We start from the raw sequence: 16,345 nt of genomic DNA, 5'->3' as shown, positions 1-16,345 counted from the left end.
TCGCGTTCGCTTCTCCTCGCTCTCATGGTCCTTCCCGTCGGGGTCTTCCTCGCTTGTGGCGACGACGACGCGCCGCCGCCCGGCTCCTCGACCTCGTCGTCGTCCACGTCGACGTCGTCCGGCTCGTCGGGCTCCTCGACGTCCTCGACCTCGTCGTCCTCCTCCTCTTCTTCTTCGGGCGGAGACACGGACTCGGGATCGGACGGCGGCATCGTTCGCTCCGGCGACCTCGACTTCGATCCCGCCGGCAACGGCGATCCGTCGACGCTCCTCTGGGACGACGAGGGCAAGACGCTCTACATCGCCGACAACCGCAACAACGACATCTGGACCTGGACCGACACCGCAGGCTTCGCGAAGCTCGCCGTCCTCCCGAACACGTCCGACGCCTCGCTCGCGCCCGACGTCGGACAGATCGTCCGGCTCAGCGACGGCACGCTCGTCGTCCCGCGCTTCGGCTTCGGCACCGGCGGCGGCATCGCCTTCGTGCACCCGACCGACGCCGCGAAGAAGGGCGAGGTCCCGGACACCGATCCGACCAAGCGCCGCGTCGCGCTCACGCTCGCGCCCTCCGGCGGCGGTGGTGGTGGTGGTGGTGGTGGTGGCGGAGGCGGCGGCGGCGGCGGCGGCGGCGGCAACACGATGTTCGGCGCGTACTTCCGCATGGCGAACAGCAACGACGACGCCGGCACGGTCACGAAGGTCACGCTCAACGGCGAGACCGACTACGCCGGCGGGTTCCAGAAGCCGGTCGCGACGCTCGTGATCGGACAGACGCTCTACGTCAGCGAGCAGACCCGCGGCCTCATCTACGCGCTGCCGACCGACGGCGGCATCTCCGACGAGCACGCCGTGTTCGCGACGATCCCGAGCCCGGACACGATGACGGAGGGACCGAACGGCTCGATCATCACCGGCCAGTTCCGGAACTTCCCCGACGGCGGCGGCCTCGAGATCCGCCAGGTCGCGGGCAACGGCACCGTGTCGACCCTCTTCGCGGGCACGACCTTCGTGAAGCCGCGCGGCGTCGCGTACGACAAGACGAACAAGCGCCTCTTCGTCGCGGACAGCAACGCCTCGACCTTCCGTCAGATCCGCATCTTCCCGCTCGAATGAAGCTACGACGGGCGGCCTTCGCTCTCGTGCTCCTTGCATGCAGCGAAGAAACGGCGCCGCCCAAGACGGCGCCGGTCGCGGAGCCGTGCACGCCCGTCGCGTACCCGGCGGGGCCGTACGGCACCGAGAAGGGCAGCGTCGTCAGGAACCGCACGCTCGCCGGCGTCCGCGCCGACGGGACCGCGGGCCGGCTCTCGTTCGCCGACTTCAGCAACTCGTGCGGCGAGCTGAAGCCGCTCGTGATCCGCGTCGTCGCCGGGTTCTGCGGGACCTGCCGCGCGAGCGCCGAGCACGGGACGGAGGCGCTCACCGCCGGCGTGCGCGAGCGCGCCAACGTGCTCGACGTCGTCGTCCGCGACGAGGACTCCGCGCTCCCCGAGCCCGACGCCGCGAAGCGGTGGCAGTCGATCGAAGACGTCGCGACCTCCGTCGTCGTCGATCCCGACGGCGCGTTCGTCGTCGACGACCGGAAGCTGCCGCGCGTGCTCGTCGTCGATCCGAAGACGATGGCGATCACGGCGGACCTCGACGACCCCACCGCCGAGGCGATCGAGAGCGCGGTCCTCGGCACCGCGCAGCGCCCGACGCCGCTCGTGGACGGACGCTTCACGAAGCTGCAGTGGAAGATGATCGAGGAGATGCCGCTCACGGGCGGGCCGCCGCCCGATCCGACGAACATCTACGGCGATCGGCCCGGCGCCGCCGCGTTCGGCAGGCGGCTCTTCGACGACAAGGGGCTCTCTCCATCGGCGGAGGTGTCGTGCGAGCGCTGCCACACCCCCGCGCGTCAGTTCACCGACGGCAGCGTCAAGGCCGTCGGCGGCGTCGGCGAGTCGACGCGCAACACGCCGACCGTGATCCTCGCCGCGTGGCAGCGCTGGCAGCTCTGGGACGGTCGCGCCGACACGCTGTGGATGCAGGCGCTCCTGCCGCTCGAGGATCCGACCGAGTTCGGCTCGTCGCGCCTCTACGTCGCGCACCGGATCGAGCGGCGCTTCCACGAAGACTACGAGGCGGTGTTCGGGCCGATGCCTTACATCGACGACGTGCGGCGGTTCCCGAACGAGGGCAAGCCCGGCGATCCCGCGTGGGAGGCGATGGCGCCCGAGGACCAGGAGACGATCACGGGCATCTTCGTCAACGCCGGCAAGGCGATGGCGGCGTTCGAGCGCGCGTTCCGCGTGAACCCGACCGACCTCGATCTCTACGCGCGTGGCGACATGAAGGCGCTGACCGACGCGCAGAAGGACGGGCTCGCCGCGTTCTTCACCGCCGGATGCGCGCAGTGCCACTACGGCCCGCGCCTCACCGACGACGCGTTCCACGCGCTGCGCTTCCCGTCCGGGCGCGAGGACTTCACGCCCGACGACGGCCGCATCGCCGCGCGGAAGAAATACGATGCGAACGAGTTCCGGAGCGACTCGAAGTGGAGCGACGCCCCCACGCCGCGCCGGCGCGTGACGACCGATCCCGAGACGCTCGGCGCCTTCAAGACGCCCGCGCTCCGCGGCGTCGTCCTCACCGGCCCGTACGGACACGGCGGCGGCGTGCCTTCGCTGCCGATGGTCATCGAGCTCCATCGCAAGCGCGGGATGCCGGAAGGCGCACGCCTCACGAACGGCGTCGTCGACCCGTGGCTCGTCTCGTTCGATCCCGCGCTCGACGAGCCGCTCCTCGCGCTCCTGCGGACCCAGACCTTCGGCAACCGCTGAGACGCGCGACCACCAGTCGTGACGCGAGTCGTGACAACGGCGTTGCACCGCCGTCACGTGTCACCGCTGCGTCACATCGGTGAAGGATGCATGGATCATCGCCGCCGGCACCGGGGGCTGCGCGCAAGGCGGTCGGCCGCTCGGAGCCGAGTGGCTCTTCGTCGTCGCGTTGCTCGTCCTCGAACGGCGAAGGCGGCGGCGACAGATGTAACGCACGTGTCGGAACCCGCCGGAGCCGATGCGGTACTGTCATCGCTCCCTGCGTCTTCTCGGAGCGCGATGGCTCGAACCGGCGGGGTAGGGGCATCTGCTTCCGTCTCCCCGCGCCCCGAGAAAGACGCTGGGTTGCGGCTTCGAGGCTGCAGCGTCCGGGCCTCAGTGATCCCGGGAGGGTGACACTGTCGCGGGCCGGGATCCGCCTGGTATCCTGGTCGGTAGGCGCATGACCCGGGTGATCCCTCGAGCCGAGCTGCCTGCTGGGGCCCCCGCGCAGGAGCTCACGCCCGGCACGCGGCTCGGGCGCTACGAGCTGCTCTGCAAGATCGCAGAAGGCGGCATGGCGCAGGTGTGGGCGGCGGAGCAGACGGGCGATCTCGGGTTCCGGAAGCTCATCGCGCTGAAGACGATCCGCCCCGACTTCGCGCACGACGCGTCGTTCCGCGCGATGTTCCTCGACGAGGCGCAGCTCGCCTCGCGCATCCGGCACGCCAACGTCGTCGAGGTGCTCGACCTCGGCGCCGACGGGGACATCGTCTACCAGGCGATGGCGCTCATCGAGGGCACGTCGCTCAGCGAGTGGGGGCGAACGATCCGGATCCCGATCGGCGTCGCGGTGCGGATCGCGATCGACATGCTGCGCGGCTTGCACGCGGCGCACGAGCTGCGGGACGACGACGGGAACCCGCTCGGCCTCGTCCACCGGGACGTCTCCCCGCAGAACGTCCTCGTCGGCATCGACGGCGTCGCGAAGCTCGCGGACTTCGGGATCGCGAAGGCGTTCGGCCGCGTGACGGAGGAGACCGTCGTCGGCGAGGTGAAGGGGAAGCTCGGGTACATCGGGCCCGAGCAGCTCCGCGGTTTTCCGGCCGCGCCGCAGAGCGATCTGTTCTCCGCCGGCGTCGTGTTCTGGGAGCTGCTCACGACCGATCGCCTCTTCCGCATGCCGCCCTCCGCGCCGGTGTCGATGCGCGAGAGCATGAAGGTGCGCGATCCGCGGACGGTCGTGCGCGAGATCCCCGCGTCGATCGCCGAGATCGTGATGCACGCGCTGCGCGACGATCCGTTCGAGCGCTACGAGACGTCGCTCGAGATGGCCGACGCGCTCGAAGAAGCGGTCCGGCGCGAAGGGATCGACGCGACCCACCGCCACGTCGCGGCGCAGCTCGAGCGCGATCTCGGCGCGAAGATCGCGACGCGCCGCGAGCAGCTCCGCCTCACGAAGAAGCGCCAGCACATGGTCGGCCCGCCCACGCCGCGCAACGCGCTCGAGGAGCGCAAGATGCTCGAGAACGCCGCGACGATCGAGGCGCCCACCGAGATGCTCGAGCACACGCGCGCGCACGAGCCGGTGCCGTACCGGCCGCCGATGATGCACGAGGCGATGACGGACTCCGTCGCCGTCGCGGAGCCGCAGCTCCTCTACGCGCCGACGGAGACGCCAAGGCGAAAGAGCAGCGGCGGCCACACGCTGCCGCTCCTCCTCGCGGCCATGTTGATGATCGCCGTCATCGTCGGCGTCGGCGTGATGCGCCGCGAGCCCCCTCCCCCGACGCCGGTCGTCGCACCGGTCACCGCCGTGGAACCTCCAGCGCCGCCCGCCACCGCGACGCCGCCGACCGCCGCCACCGCGACGCCTCCGACCGCCGGCGCGTCGTCCGCCGCCACCGCGACGCCGCCGACCGGCGTCGGCGCTCCTTCCGCGCCGCCCGTGGCGAGCAGCGCGCCTGCCGCGATCCATCGTCCGATCCTTCCGCACGGGCGCGCGCGACCAGCGCCTGCGCCGAAGCCCGCACCTTCACCGGCCGCCGCCGCGCCTCGCTTCGAGAACCCGTATTGAGGCGCACGCTTCGCATCTTCGCCATCGCCGCGCTCGTCCTCGCCGCCACGAGCGGGACCGCGACCGGCGCGCCGCAGAGCGACAAGCAACGCGCGGCGCAGAGCTTCCAGATCGGGAAGGCGGCGTTCGCGCGCGGCGACTTCGAGAAGGCGGCCGCCGCGTTCGAGCAAGCCGCGTTCTTCTCGCCGCATCCGGCGACGCTCCTCAACGCCGCGGAGTCGTGGGAGCTCGCGCAGAACCCTGCCCGCGCGGCGCAGCTCTACGACCGCGTGCTCGAGGCCCCCGTGCTCGAAGCGCAGCACCAGCAGGTCGCGCAGAAGCAGCTCGCGAAGCTCGAGAAGAAGGTCGGGACGATCGCGATCAAGGCGCCGTCCAAGGCGCGGATCGACGTCGACGATCGCGAGGAGACCGCGACGAAGGTGCGCGTCGCGCCGGGCCCGCACCGCTTCAAGGTCACGTACGCCGACGGCGAGACGCGGACCGAGGTCGTCGACGTCGCCGCGGGCGAGACGAGAGAGGTGGACTTTCTCACCCGACCGGAGAACGAGACCACGAAGCCAGCGGAGCCCGAGCGCCCCCCTCCCCCGCCGCCTCCGTCGCGAGGCGGTCCTCCCGTCGGCACCTGGATCTCCTTCGGCGCCGCCGCGGCCGCCGGCGGCGCGGCGACGTACTTCGGCCTCCAGACGCTCGACGCGGCGAAAGCCTACGACGCGCGACCGTCGGTCGCGACGCGCGACGACTTCAACGCGCAGCGGCTCTACACGAACGTCGCGATCGGCGTCGCCGTCGCCGCCGTCGCGATCGGGGTCGTGCTGTGGCTCGTCTCGAGCCCGGAGCCGCAGAGCGCGAGCGCCGGCACGATCCTTTCATGGCAGTAAACCTGCTATGGTGAGAGCGATGCGGGGAGCCTGGATATTTGCGCTCGCCCTCTGCGTCGGGGGCGGGGCCGCGTGCCTCGTCTCGATCGACGAGTCGCGCCTCTCGCCCAAAGGCGACGACGACGACGACGACGCGCGCGACGCGACGTCGACCCCGAAGAAGGACAGCGGCGGCGGGCCCGTCCTCCCCGATCCCGACGCGTCGGTCGATCCGACGAAGACGCCCGACGGCGGGCTCTCGTGCCCGGAGCCGACCTCGCTCTGCGACGATCGCTGCTTCGACCTCGCGACCTCGAACGCGCACTGCGGCGCGTGCAGCGCGCCGTGCACCGGCGGCACCACGTGCACGAACAAGGTCTGCCGCGCGGCCTCGTGCAAGCAGATCCTCGCGCAGGGCAACGCGACGACGGGCCCCGCCACGATCACGTTCCAGGGCAGCGCGCTCGACGTCTTCTGCGATCAGACCGCGCGCGAGGGCGGCTGGACGATGGTGCATCGCCTGAGCGCGGGCCTCACCGGCGATCCGTTCACGTTCTATACGAGCATCCCGCTCAACGACACCGTCGCCGCCGAGCTCACGCCGAAGAAGAGCGGCGTGCACTACACGAGCCGCATTCTCTCGCAGCTCAATCAGCAGTTCGCGGTGACGGAGGCGATGCTCCGCGTCTACGACGCGGCCGGAAACCCGGTGAAGGAGATCGTCTTCGACGCGACCGGCGCCACGTTCACGACGTTCATGACGCCGGCGCGGATCAAGGCGAGCTCGTACAGCGATCTCAACGGCGCGGTGCAGTTCGTGGACTTCGGCGTCGGGGGCGATCAGAACCTCCAGCGTCGCTTCCTCGTGCACAAGAAGTACGAGATCCCGCCGGGCTGCCCGGCCGACACGGGCTGGCTCATGGTCCACGGGACGATCCCCGACGCGCCGTGCAAGACCGAGTACGAGGCGCCGCTCGATCGCATCCGCATCCTCTACGCGCCCGGCACCACCGCGAAGAAGTGGTCCGACGGCGGCTACGGCGAGGCGAGCTCGTTCGTGGTCTTCGTGCGCTGAGCGGAACAAGCGATGAAACACCTCTCGGACTTCGAGACCAACGCGCTCACCGACGTCCCGACGAAGACGATTCGCGTGAAGTCCGCGCACGTCTCGGTCACGAACGGACCCGACGCCGGGCGCAGCGCGCGCATCGATCGTCCGAGCTTCCTCATCGGGACGGGGCCGACCGCCGATCTCCGCCTGAGCGACGACACCGTCTCGCGCGAGCACCTCCGCTTCACGCTCCAAGAGGACGGGATCCACGTCCGCGACGTCGGGAGCCGCAACGGGACGTGGCTCGGCACCGTGCGCATGAACGACGTCGTCGTCGCGCAGTCGACGTCGTTCCTCGCCGGCAGCACGACGATCGCGCTCGACGTCGAGGCCGCGGTCGACCTCCCGATCTCGGCGACCTCGCAGTTCGGCGGCGCGATCGGCGAGTCGACCGCGATGCGCCACCTCTTCGCGCTGCTCGAGCGCGCGGCGCAGACGGAGGTCAGCGTCCTCATCGAGGGCGAGAGCGGCGTCGGCAAGGACGTCCTCGCGAACGGCATCCACGCCGCGAGCGCGCGCGCCGACGGCCCCTTCGTCGCGCTCGACTGCGGGGCGATCCCGCACAACCTGATCGAGAGCGAGCTCTTCGGGCACGAGCGCGGCGCGTTCACGGGCGCGGACCGCTCGCGCGAGGGCGCGTTCGTGCAGGCCCACGGCGGCACGTTGTTCCTCGACGAGATCGGCGAGCTCCCGCTCGAGATGCAGCCCAAGCTCCTCCGCGCGCTCGAGGCGCGGGAGGTCCGGCCGCTCGGCGGCCGCGGCACGAGGAGCGTCGACGTGCGCATCGTCGCCGCGACGAACCGGAACCTCAGCGAAGCCGCGAACGCGAACGAGTTCCGGCGCGACCTCTTCTACCGCCTCGCGGTCCTCCGCGTCGGCGTCCCGCCGCTCCGCGAGCGCAAGGAGGACGTCCTCCCGCTCGCGTACGCGTTCCTCTCCCGCATCCCCGGCTTCGAGGACACGCGCCTCTCACCCGACCTCGAGGCGATGCTGCTCTCGTACCCGTGGCCCGGCAACGTGCGCGAGCTCCGCAACGTCATCCAGCGCTACACGGTGCTCGGCCCGAACGCGGCCGGCCTCTTCGGCGAGCCCGGCGAGGCGCGCGCCGGCGGCGCCAGCGGCGACGACCTCGCGCACCTGCCGTACCTCGAGGCGAAGGCGGTCGCGATCGAGCGCTTCGAGCGCGCGTACCTCCCCGCCGTCCTCGCGCGCGCCGGCAACGTCGTCGTCCGCGCGGCGGAGCTCGCCGGCGTCCGCCGCGGCAGCTTCCACCGCATGCTACACCGCATCCGCTCGCCCCACGGCGCGGACGAGTAGTTTCTCGCTCAACGTCGGGGCTTTGCCCCGACACCCCACCCCAGACACGGCCCTCGCGCGGAGCGCTCGGGGCACTTCGCGCCCGCTTTCGCGGCCGCTTCTGGGGCCCTTCTGGGGCCCTTCTGGTTTCTGGGCCCTTCTGGTTGACGTTGGGAGGTGCGGACTCTAGAGTGAACGTGTTCAGTGAACGGGTTCAGTCGGGGGGAGCGGAAAGAGGAGACTAGGCGTCGGATCCTCGACGTCGCGCGGAGGCACTTCGAGCGTGATGGGTACGAGGGAGCGAGCTTCCGCGCGATCGCGGAGGAGGCTGGGGTCGCGATCGGGACGCTCTCGCTGCATTTCGGAGACAAGAAAGGGATGCTTCATGCCGCGCTCTACGACGACCTCGAGGAGGCGATCGCGATCTGCCTCACGCGCGGGAAGCGCGGCTCTCTCGTGACGCGTCTGGCCGACATCATGGCGCCGGCCTACGCGTACTACGCGCGGCGCCCGGAGCTCTCGCGCACGCTCCTCGAGAGCTCGCTCTTCGCCGCGTCGCCGTGGAAGGAGCGCTTCGGCAGCCAGGTCGAGCGCGTTCACGTGCGGATCGCCGCCGTCGTCGGCGCGGCGCGCGAGCGCGGAGAGATCGCGCGCGACACGGACGTGACCCTCTTCGCGACCGCGGTCTTCTCGTTCTATTACATGGCGCTCATCGCCTGGGCGCAGGGGCTCCTCCCGGCGCCGCTCGTGCTCTTCCGCGCGATGGTGGAGCAGCACGTGCGCGGGGCGCGGCCATGACCGAAGCGGAGGCGATCCCCGTCGCGACGGCCTTGCCGCGTCCAGTCGCGCGGCGATGGGACTCGATCCGCGTGGTCGGCGCGGCGGTGGGCGCGATGCTCCGCGCGCTCGTGCGCCGCCTCTTCGGACGCGGCGTCAACCCGAAGTGGCCGCTCGGGCTCGAGCTCGTCATCGCGGCGACGCGCGGCTCGTGGTCCGTCATGCCCGCGATCGGAATGGTCCGCTGGCGCAACGTGGGCGAGGCGATGAGCCCGCTGAAGACCGACGACCTCACCCCTCGCTTCGTGAACGTGAGCGCGGAGGGAGGGCGTCCGCTCTACGCCGCGTGGCTCGAGCCGCCCGACGCGGGCGCGTCGGTGCTCCTCTACTTCCACGGCGGCGGGTTCGTCTTCGGATCGCTGCGCACGCACGGCGAGATGATCGGCGCGCTCGCCCGCGCCGCGCGCGCCCGCACGCTCTCGCTCGAGTACCGCCTCGCGCCGGAGCACCCCGCCCCCGCCGCGGTGACGGACGCGGTGGCGGCGTACCGCTACCTGCTCGATCGCGGCGTCGCGCCCGCGAACGTCGCGCTCGCGGGCGACTCCGCCGGCGGGACGCTCACGATCGCGACGCTCATCGCGCTCCGCGACGAAGGGCTGCCGCTCCCCGGCGCCGCGGTCGCGATCAGCCCGTGGGTCGACCTCGCCTGCTCGGGCGCGAGCTTCGACGAGAACGCGCGCTACGACTTCGTGGGCAAGGAGCACTGCCAGCTCGCCGCGCGTCACTACGCGGCGTCGGCCGACGTGGCCGCGCTCTCGCCCTTCGCCGCGTCGCTCGCGGGCCTGCCGCCGCTCCTCGTGCAGGCCGGATCGCTCGAGACGCTCGTCGATCAGATCCGCGTCTTCGCGGCGCGCGCGAAGGACGCGGGCAACGCCGTGACCTACGCCGAGTACCCGGAGATGGTGCACGTCTGGCACCTCCTCCGCAGGATGACGCCGGAGGGCACGAAGGCGATCGACGAGGCGGGCGCCTTCATCCGCACGCACACGGCTGTGTCCACCTGAAGGTGTCACCCGCGCAGGATCGGCCTGGGCCGCCGGTGTGTCACGGCCGCGAATGCGCGAGGAAATCGCGAGGTCGTTGCGCAAGCGGGCGCCGGCACCGAGCTTGCTGTAGGCGCGGGTATGCGCCTTCGCCTTCTTGCGGCCCTTCCTGTCCTCGTCCTCGCGTGCTCGACGGGTCCGGACGCGTCCCCCGACCGGCTCGTGGGGGAGCAGCAGGACGATCTCGTCGACTCGAGCGCGCCGGCGCAGGCGCCGCCCGGCACCACCGTGTCGAGCGACGGCGTGACGACATTCCCCGATCTCCCGCTGCCCAAGGTCCGCGACGTCGCGCAAGGTTGCAAGTTGATCAACGGTCGCAACGTCGACGATCCGGTCGCGAACGACACGCACTTCAAGTTCAACCTGAAGGGCACCGACCTCGGGATCCCGGTCAACCACGACGGCACCACCTACTTCTTCTTCGGCGACACCGTCGGCTACAAGGGGATCTGGAACTTCGGCGAGTCGCAGCCCGACGCGGTCGGCGTGATGCCGGCGGCGACGCTCGCGGCGGACCCGAACACGATGTGCAGGCAGCTCGGCTTCCTCGGCCTCGCGCGCGACGCGAGCGTGGGCCCGCAGCGCGACGCGCGCATCCAGCGCGACTGGGCGGCGATCTCGATGCGCGCCCCCGCGGGCAAGACGCTCGGCGAGTTCATCAAGAACGCGGCGGGGCGCGGGAAGTTCCCGCACCTGCCCGGCGACTTCGAGGTCCCGTCCGGCGTCTTCTCCGCGAGCGGCTCGATCTACGTCTTTTATACGATCGTGAACGCGCAGGTTCAGATGAAGGGCTCCTACCTCGCGAAGTGGCAGGCGCCGAGCCCGACCGGCCTCCCGAACCTCGACATCCTCTACCACGTCGATCAGCGCTTCGACGCCGACGGCGCGCTCCGCGGCGACTTCATCAACAACGCGTCGCTCGTGGTCGGCGACTACGTCTACGTCTACGGCACGGGCGACTACCGCAAGAGCCCGGTCCACCTCGCGCGCAAGAAGCTCTCCGCGCTCGAGACGGAGGGCGGCTTCGAGCGCTACGACGCGGCGACGAAGACGTGGAAGGGCGCGCGCGAGGCGACGGCGCCGATCGTTCCGGTGCCCGGCATCGGCGAGCTCTCGGTCCAGTACTACCCGTCGATCGGTCGCTACATGATGATCGATCAGGAGCAGACGCCGGGGAAGAACCGCATCATCGCGCGCTTCGCGGCGGCGCCGGAGGGCCCGTGGTCCGAGGGCGTCGTCGTGAGCGACATGGGCGACGCGGGCTTCCGCGCGAAGTACTGCTGCCAGGGCAACAGCTGCGAAGGCGAGCGCATGTTCCACTGCGACCGCGCCGGCTTCTACGGCACGTACCTCCTCCCGGAGGTGAAGAAGAACGCGGACGGCACCTTCACCGCGAGCTACCTTATGTCGACGTGGGACCCGTACAACGTCGCGCTCATGCACGCGACCTTCGAGTAAGCGCGGTCGGCGCGCTCGCCGCGGTCGCCGCGCTCGGGTTCGTGACCGTGACCAACGAGTGATCACGAGCGCATTTCACGCAACACCTTCGAGGGACGCACGAAGGGGCGACGTGCCGACGCGGACGCCGTTCGACAAGCTCGCGAAGAGGATGTGGTCGGCGTTGCTCGAGCGTGCGGGGACGGTGGATACGGAGACGGAGGTCGCGCCCGACAGCCAGTCGATCGACCTGACGTTCGAGCCCGACGCGGCGAGGCTCGAGTCGCTTCGTCGCTTTGGCCTCGTCGGCCGGATGTTCCACGAGGAGCACGCGCTGCTCGAGTTCTTCCACGACCCACCGAGCAGCCACGACGTGCTCGAGTGCCTGGCGAAGCTGACCGAGCGACGAAAGCGACCCGAGACGCGATCGTCGACGCTCTGGATCCTGTCCGCCGGCCGTCCGACCACGGCGATCGCGAAGCTCGGGTTCACCGCGGTCCCGGACTGGCCATCGGGGACCTACGCGCTGGAGGAGGACTTCTTCACGCGCCTGATCGTGATCAACGAGCTGCCCGTCGAGCGCGGGACGCTCCTCTTGCGCGCGGTGGGCGCTGGCCGCGTGCTTCGCGACGCGCTGAGCGAGGCCACCGCGCTCCCACCCGACGCGCCCGAGCGAGCCATGATCGTACCCGCCGTGCTAAAAATTTGGGGAGAGCCGAACAGAGACGAGGAGTTCGCCATGGCGACACAGGACTTCGTGGAACGATGGGAGCGCGAGCTCCTCGAAAAGGGACAGAGAGCCGGCCGCGAGCAGGCGATGCGAGAGGTCCTCACGCGGCAGCTCCGCGCGCGCTTCGGCGGGCTCGACGACGCCGTGGAAGCGCGCATCCGCGCCGCCGGTGTCGACGAGCTGACCCGCTGGACGGATCGCATCATCACCGCCGCCGCCCTCGACGAGGTCTTCGCGGAGCCGTAGTCACGCGTAGCGAACGATCCTTCTGACAAACACGATCCTTCTCGTTCGATCGCGCGTGATGACGATAGCGCGAGGAGCAAGACCGCTTCTATCGCGCCGTCGACGACCATGCGCCGGACGCTGCCAACGCCGGACTCTGCGACGCATGGTCGGTCCACTCGAGTGCCCACGGGGCATGAATCACTTCACGCCGTGATGCTCTCGGACACGCCGCGTCACTTCGGCGTGGGGAATGGTTGGTTCAGGTCCAGCATCGCGCATCTCGCGAATGGCATGCTCGAGCGAGGCTCTCTCCTCGTCCGTCACGTCCTCGGGTCCGAGCATGGGGCCGTTGTCGAACGCTAGGTCGACGGGATCAGCGTCGAGCGACGGGGCGACGGGGAGCGGCTTGGCGGACATCGCCCTCGCGTGCCCGAAGAACCTCTACGCCGCTGCGAGGCGCGCGTGGGCGCGCATGCCGGTGTAGAAGGCGGTCACGAGGCGGTGGGCCGTGTCGCTGTCGGAGTCGATGCGGACGACGTGGGGAGCGGGCGACGTGATGCGGAGCGTCTCGTCGCGGGTCGTCGTGGTCCACGTCGAGCGCTCGCGGCTCCAGCGGGGCTTCGCCGCGCCGGCCATGCGGCAGGCGTACGCGACCCACTTCAAGCTGACGGGGAGCGGGAGGACGGCGTCGATCATCGCGCGGGAGTATGGCCTCCGGCGTCGAGCTCGACCATGCGTCGGACCGAACATGCCGCGTTGCCGTTTCGGCAAAACGCGTTCGTGTCTCCGACGCGTCCCGCGACGCGTGGGCGGGGAAACGTGCCGCTCCGTCGGGTCTCGGCTCGACCTAGGATGGACGCCATGTCCGGACCGCGCACGCTGCTCGAAGACCTGGCGCTCGTGCTGGGCGTCGCCGCGGTCACGACGCTCGTCTTTCGCCGCCTGCGCCAGCCGGTCGTCCTCGGCTACCTCCTCGCCGGGCTCATCGTCGGACCCCACGTCCCGATCCCGCTCTTCGTCGACAAGGACCGCATCCACACGCTCTCCGAGCTCGGCGTCGTCCTCGTCATGTTCTCGGTCGGCCTCGAGTTCACCTTCCGCAAGCTCGCGCGCGTCCTCCCGACCTCCGGCATCGTCGGCGTCATCCAGATCAGCACGTTGATGTGGAGCGGCTACCTCGCCGGGCAGGCGTTCGGGTGGAGCGGTCGCGAGAGCCTCTTCGCCGGCGCGATGGTCGCGATCTCGAGCACGATGGTCGTCGCGAAGGTCTTCGCCGAGCAGCAGGTGAGCAAGGCGCTCGCCGACACCGTGTTCGGCGTCCTCGTCGTCCAGGACCTCGCCGCGATCCTCCTCCTCGCCGTCCTCACCGCGCTCTCACGCGGCAACGACGTCCCGACCGCCGTCCTCGCGCGCACGGCGGGGCAGCTCGGCGGGTTCTTGCTCGTCCTCGTCGTCGTCGGCTTCCTCGTCGTCCCGCGCGCGATCCGGCTCGTCGCCCACGGCAAGAGCTCGGAGTCGCTCCTCCTCGCGAGCATCGGGCTCGCGTTCGGCTTCGCCGTCATCGCCGAGCGGGTCGGGTACTCCGTCGCGCTCGGCGCCTTCGTCGCCGGCGCGCTCGTCGCGGAGTCGGGGGAGGCCGAGCGCGTGGAGGCGGTCGTGCGCCCCGTCCGCGACGTGTTCGCCGCGATCTTCTTCGTCGCGGTCGGCATGCTGCTCGATCCGAAGGTCGTCCTCGAGCACTGGGCGCCGACCCTCGCGCTCGTCGTCGTCGTCATCGTCGGACAGATCGTGAGCGTGTCGTTCGGCGCCTTCCTCAGCGGCCGCCGGCTCCAGACCTCGATCCAGGCGGGGATGAGCCTCGCCCAGATCGGCGAGTTCTCGTTCATCATCGCCGGCGTCGGCATCGCGCACGGAGCGATCGGCGACTTCCTCTACCCCGTCGCGGTCGCCGTCTCCGTCGTCACGACGTTCACGACGCCGTGGCTCGTCCGCAAGTCGGACCCGCTCGCGAAGATCATCGACGCGCGCTTGCCGAAGCCGCTCCAGACCTTCGTCTCGCTCTACGGCACGTGGCTCGACGAGCTCCGGAGCAGCAAGACGAAGAGCGCGGGGACGAACCGCCTCTTCCGTCTCCTCGCCCTCGACGCGCTCCTCCTCGCGGCGATCATCATCGGCGCGGCGGTGACGGAGGCGCGGCTCACGAGCGAGCTGAACGAGCGCGTCGGCGTCCCCGCCGCGATCGGCCGCTGGGCGGTCCTCGTCCTCGCGGCCCTGCTCTCGGCGCCCTTCGTCTTCGGGATCGCGCGCATCGCGCGGAAGCTCGGCATGCAGCTCGCGACCTCCGCGCTCCCGAGCAAGGAGGCGGGCAAGCTCGATCTCGCCGCCGCGCCGCGCCGCGCGCTCGTCGTGACGCTGCAGCTCGGCGTGGTGCTCCTCGTCGGCTTCCCCCTCCTCGCCGTGACGCAGCCCTTCATCTCGGCGCGCTACAGCGGCGTCGTCCTCGCGCTCGTCCTCGGCGTCCTCGCGATCGGCTTCTGGCGCGGCGCGACGAACCTGCACGATCACGTCCAGGCCGGCGCGCAGCTCATCGTCGAGGCGCTCGGGCGCCAGGCGTTCGCGAGCGGTCCGAGCCTGCACGAGGTCCACGAGCTCCTCCCCGGCCTCGGCGCCGTCACGCCGGTCCGCCTCACGCCGAACAGCCCCGCGATCGGCAAGTCCCTCACCGAGATCAACCTCCGCGCGCTCTCCGGCGCGAGCGTCATCACGATCATGCGCAACGGCGAGGGCCTCGCGATCACCGGCCGCGAGCCGCTCCAGGCCGGCGACGTCCTCGCGCTCGCCGGCACGCAGGAGGCGATCGAGGCGGCGAAGGCGATGCTCGCCTGAATCACGCCTTGCGCGCGACGACGACCTTCGAGGCGTAGCAGCGGCGCGTCTTCTCGATCGTGAGGCCGTGCTCGGTGAAGAGGTCCGGGAGATCGATCCCCTGGTAGAGCCGGAAGTACGGCTCGTTCATGTAGTCGCGGAACACCTCGCTGATCCCGACGACGACCTCCTCGGCGTCGGGGACGTCGCACGGCTGCGCGGCGTCCATGAAGTAGAGGCGGCCGCCGGGGCGGAGGACGCGCGCGATCTCCGCCGTCACGGCGCGCGTCACGTGCGGCGGCAGCTCGTGGAAGAGCCAGATGCACGTGACCGCGTCGAAGAGGCCGGTCCACGCCGGATCGAGCTTCGCGGCGTCCATCTGGCGGAAGGACGCCTCCTTCCCGCGGAACGCCGTCGCGACGCCGAGGTAATGAGGAGAGAGATCGATCCCCGTCACGCGGTGGCGCCGGTCCTGGAGGCGGGCCTGCGTCAGCCACGAGGCGGTGCCGCAGCCGACGTCGAGGAGCTCGAGGCGATCGCCGAGCGGGACCTCGTCGATGAGCGCCTGCCGCATGATGCGGTTCGTGCCCATGAAGAGGAAGCGGATCTGCCACTCGTACGTGAGCGCGGCGCGGAGCGAGAGGTTGCCGTTCGACTGATGATGGAAGTCGTTGAGGTAGTAGTCGGGGTACGGGAAGTCGTCCTGCGCGCGGACCGCGCCGCGCTTCTTGCCGCCGCGCGTCCGCGTGACGAGGCGCGCGAGGTCGAGCGGCACGCTCGCGAGGAAGAACGGGAGCGTCGCGAGGTCCTCGCGCTCCGCCTTCCGCATCACGTCGTTCATGCCCGGGCGCGCGAGCACCTCGCGATGGAGCTCGAACGCATCGCGCAGCGCGTGGCGTCCATACTCGCGCTCGGCGACCCCGAGCGGCTTCGCGAGCCGCGCCGCGGCGACGGTCGCGCCGGCATAGAACGCGGTCCTCGCAGCGGCGCGCGCGCTCGTGAACGCAGCCCCGAGCGCTCCCGCCTTCGACTCCGTCAGCGCCGATGCATCCATGCA

At 70.8% G+C, this 16,345-nt stretch carries 14 protein-coding genes; 11 read left to right on the top strand and 3 right to left on the bottom strand.

What is annotated here, in order from left to right; genetic code table 11:
* The first annotated feature begins 24 nt into the window (after positions 1-24).
* From KF837_02085 to KF837_02040, 10 genes are all read left to right on the top strand, one after another.
* A complete protein-coding gene (locus KF837_02085; GenBank protein MBX3226067.1) occupies positions 25-1,116 on the top strand; it encodes a hypothetical protein in 1,092 nt (363 codons plus the stop codon).
* Positions 1,113-2,828 (top strand): hypothetical protein, encoded by a 1,716-nt coding sequence (locus KF837_02080; GenBank protein MBX3226066.1) that lies wholly within the window; start codon positions 1,113-1,115, stop codon positions 2,826-2,828. The genes KF837_02085 and KF837_02080 overlap by 4 nt, the downstream gene beginning before the upstream one ends.
* Before the next feature lie 451 nt (positions 2,829-3,279).
* Complete coding sequence (locus KF837_02075) at positions 3,280-4,884, top strand: serine/threonine protein kinase (protein MBX3226065.1); 1,605 nt, start codon at positions 3,280-3,282, stop codon at positions 4,882-4,884.
* Positions 4,881-5,762, top strand: a complete 882-nt coding sequence (locus KF837_02070; protein MBX3226064.1) for a hypothetical protein — start codon at positions 4,881-4,883, stop codon at positions 5,760-5,762. Before KF837_02075 ends, KF837_02070 begins: the two co-directional genes overlap by 4 nt.
* Positions 5,763-5,781: 19 nt before the next feature.
* Entirely contained in the window at positions 5,782-6,816 is a 1,035-nt protein-coding gene (locus KF837_02065) for a hypothetical protein (protein MBX3226063.1), read from the top strand.
* Positions 6,817-6,828: 12 nt separating this feature from the next.
* Complete coding sequence (locus tag KF837_02060) at positions 6,829-8,169, top strand: sigma 54-dependent Fis family transcriptional regulator (GenBank protein MBX3226062.1); 1,341 nt, start codon at positions 6,829-6,831, stop codon at positions 8,167-8,169.
* 183 nt (positions 8,170-8,352) lie between these two features.
* Positions 8,353-8,946, top strand: a complete 594-nt coding sequence (locus tag KF837_02055; protein ID MBX3226061.1) for a TetR/AcrR family transcriptional regulator — start codon at positions 8,353-8,355, stop codon at positions 8,944-8,946.
* Positions 8,943-9,989, top strand: coding sequence for an alpha/beta hydrolase (locus KF837_02050; GenBank protein ID MBX3226060.1), 1,047 nt, complete (start codon positions 8,943-8,945; stop codon positions 9,987-9,989). Before KF837_02055 ends, KF837_02050 begins: the two co-directional genes overlap by 4 nt.
* Before the next feature lie 120 nt (positions 9,990-10,109).
* A complete protein-coding gene (locus tag KF837_02045; protein MBX3226059.1) occupies positions 10,110-11,486 on the top strand; it encodes a DUF4185 domain-containing protein in 1,377 nt (458 codons plus the stop codon).
* Between the two features lie 112 nt (positions 11,487-11,598).
* A complete protein-coding gene (locus tag KF837_02040) occupies positions 11,599-12,441 on the top strand; it encodes a hypothetical protein (GenBank protein MBX3226058.1) in 843 nt (280 codons plus the stop codon).
* 180 nt (positions 12,442-12,621) lie between these two features.
* On the opposite strand, the gene KF837_02035 is transcribed toward KF837_02040, so the two are convergent.
* Entirely contained in the window at positions 12,622-12,840 is a 219-nt protein-coding gene (locus KF837_02035) for a hypothetical protein (protein ID MBX3226057.1), read from the bottom strand.
* Positions 12,841-12,864: 24 nt separating this feature from the next.
* Complete coding sequence (locus tag KF837_02030) at positions 12,865-13,119, bottom strand: hypothetical protein (GenBank protein ID MBX3226056.1); 255 nt, start codon at positions 13,117-13,119, stop codon at positions 12,865-12,867.
* 165 nt (positions 13,120-13,284) lie between these two features.
* On the opposite strand from KF837_02030, the gene KF837_02025 reads away from it, so the two are divergent.
* Positions 13,285-15,309 carry a cation:proton antiporter gene (locus tag KF837_02025; GenBank protein MBX3226055.1) on the top strand — a complete coding sequence of 675 codons (2,025 nt, stop codon included), beginning with the start codon at positions 13,285-13,287 and terminating at the stop codon, positions 15,307-15,309.
* Between the two features lies 1 nt (position 15,310).
* On the opposite strand, the gene KF837_02020 is transcribed toward KF837_02025, so the two are convergent.
* Positions 15,311-16,342 carry a class I SAM-dependent methyltransferase gene (locus tag KF837_02020; GenBank protein ID MBX3226054.1) on the bottom strand — a complete coding sequence of 344 codons (1,032 nt, stop codon included), beginning with the start codon at positions 16,340-16,342 and terminating at the stop codon, positions 15,311-15,313.
* Positions 16,343-16,345 lie beyond the last annotated feature (3 nt).

The organism is Labilithrix sp. (assembly GCA_019637155.1).
In the GTDB taxonomy this organism is placed as follows: domain Bacteria; phylum Myxococcota_A; class Polyangia; order Polyangiales; family Polyangiaceae; genus Labilithrix.
The sequence above is the reverse complement of the archived record's forward strand: the minus strand, read 5'-3'. Positions and strand labels throughout refer to the sequence as shown.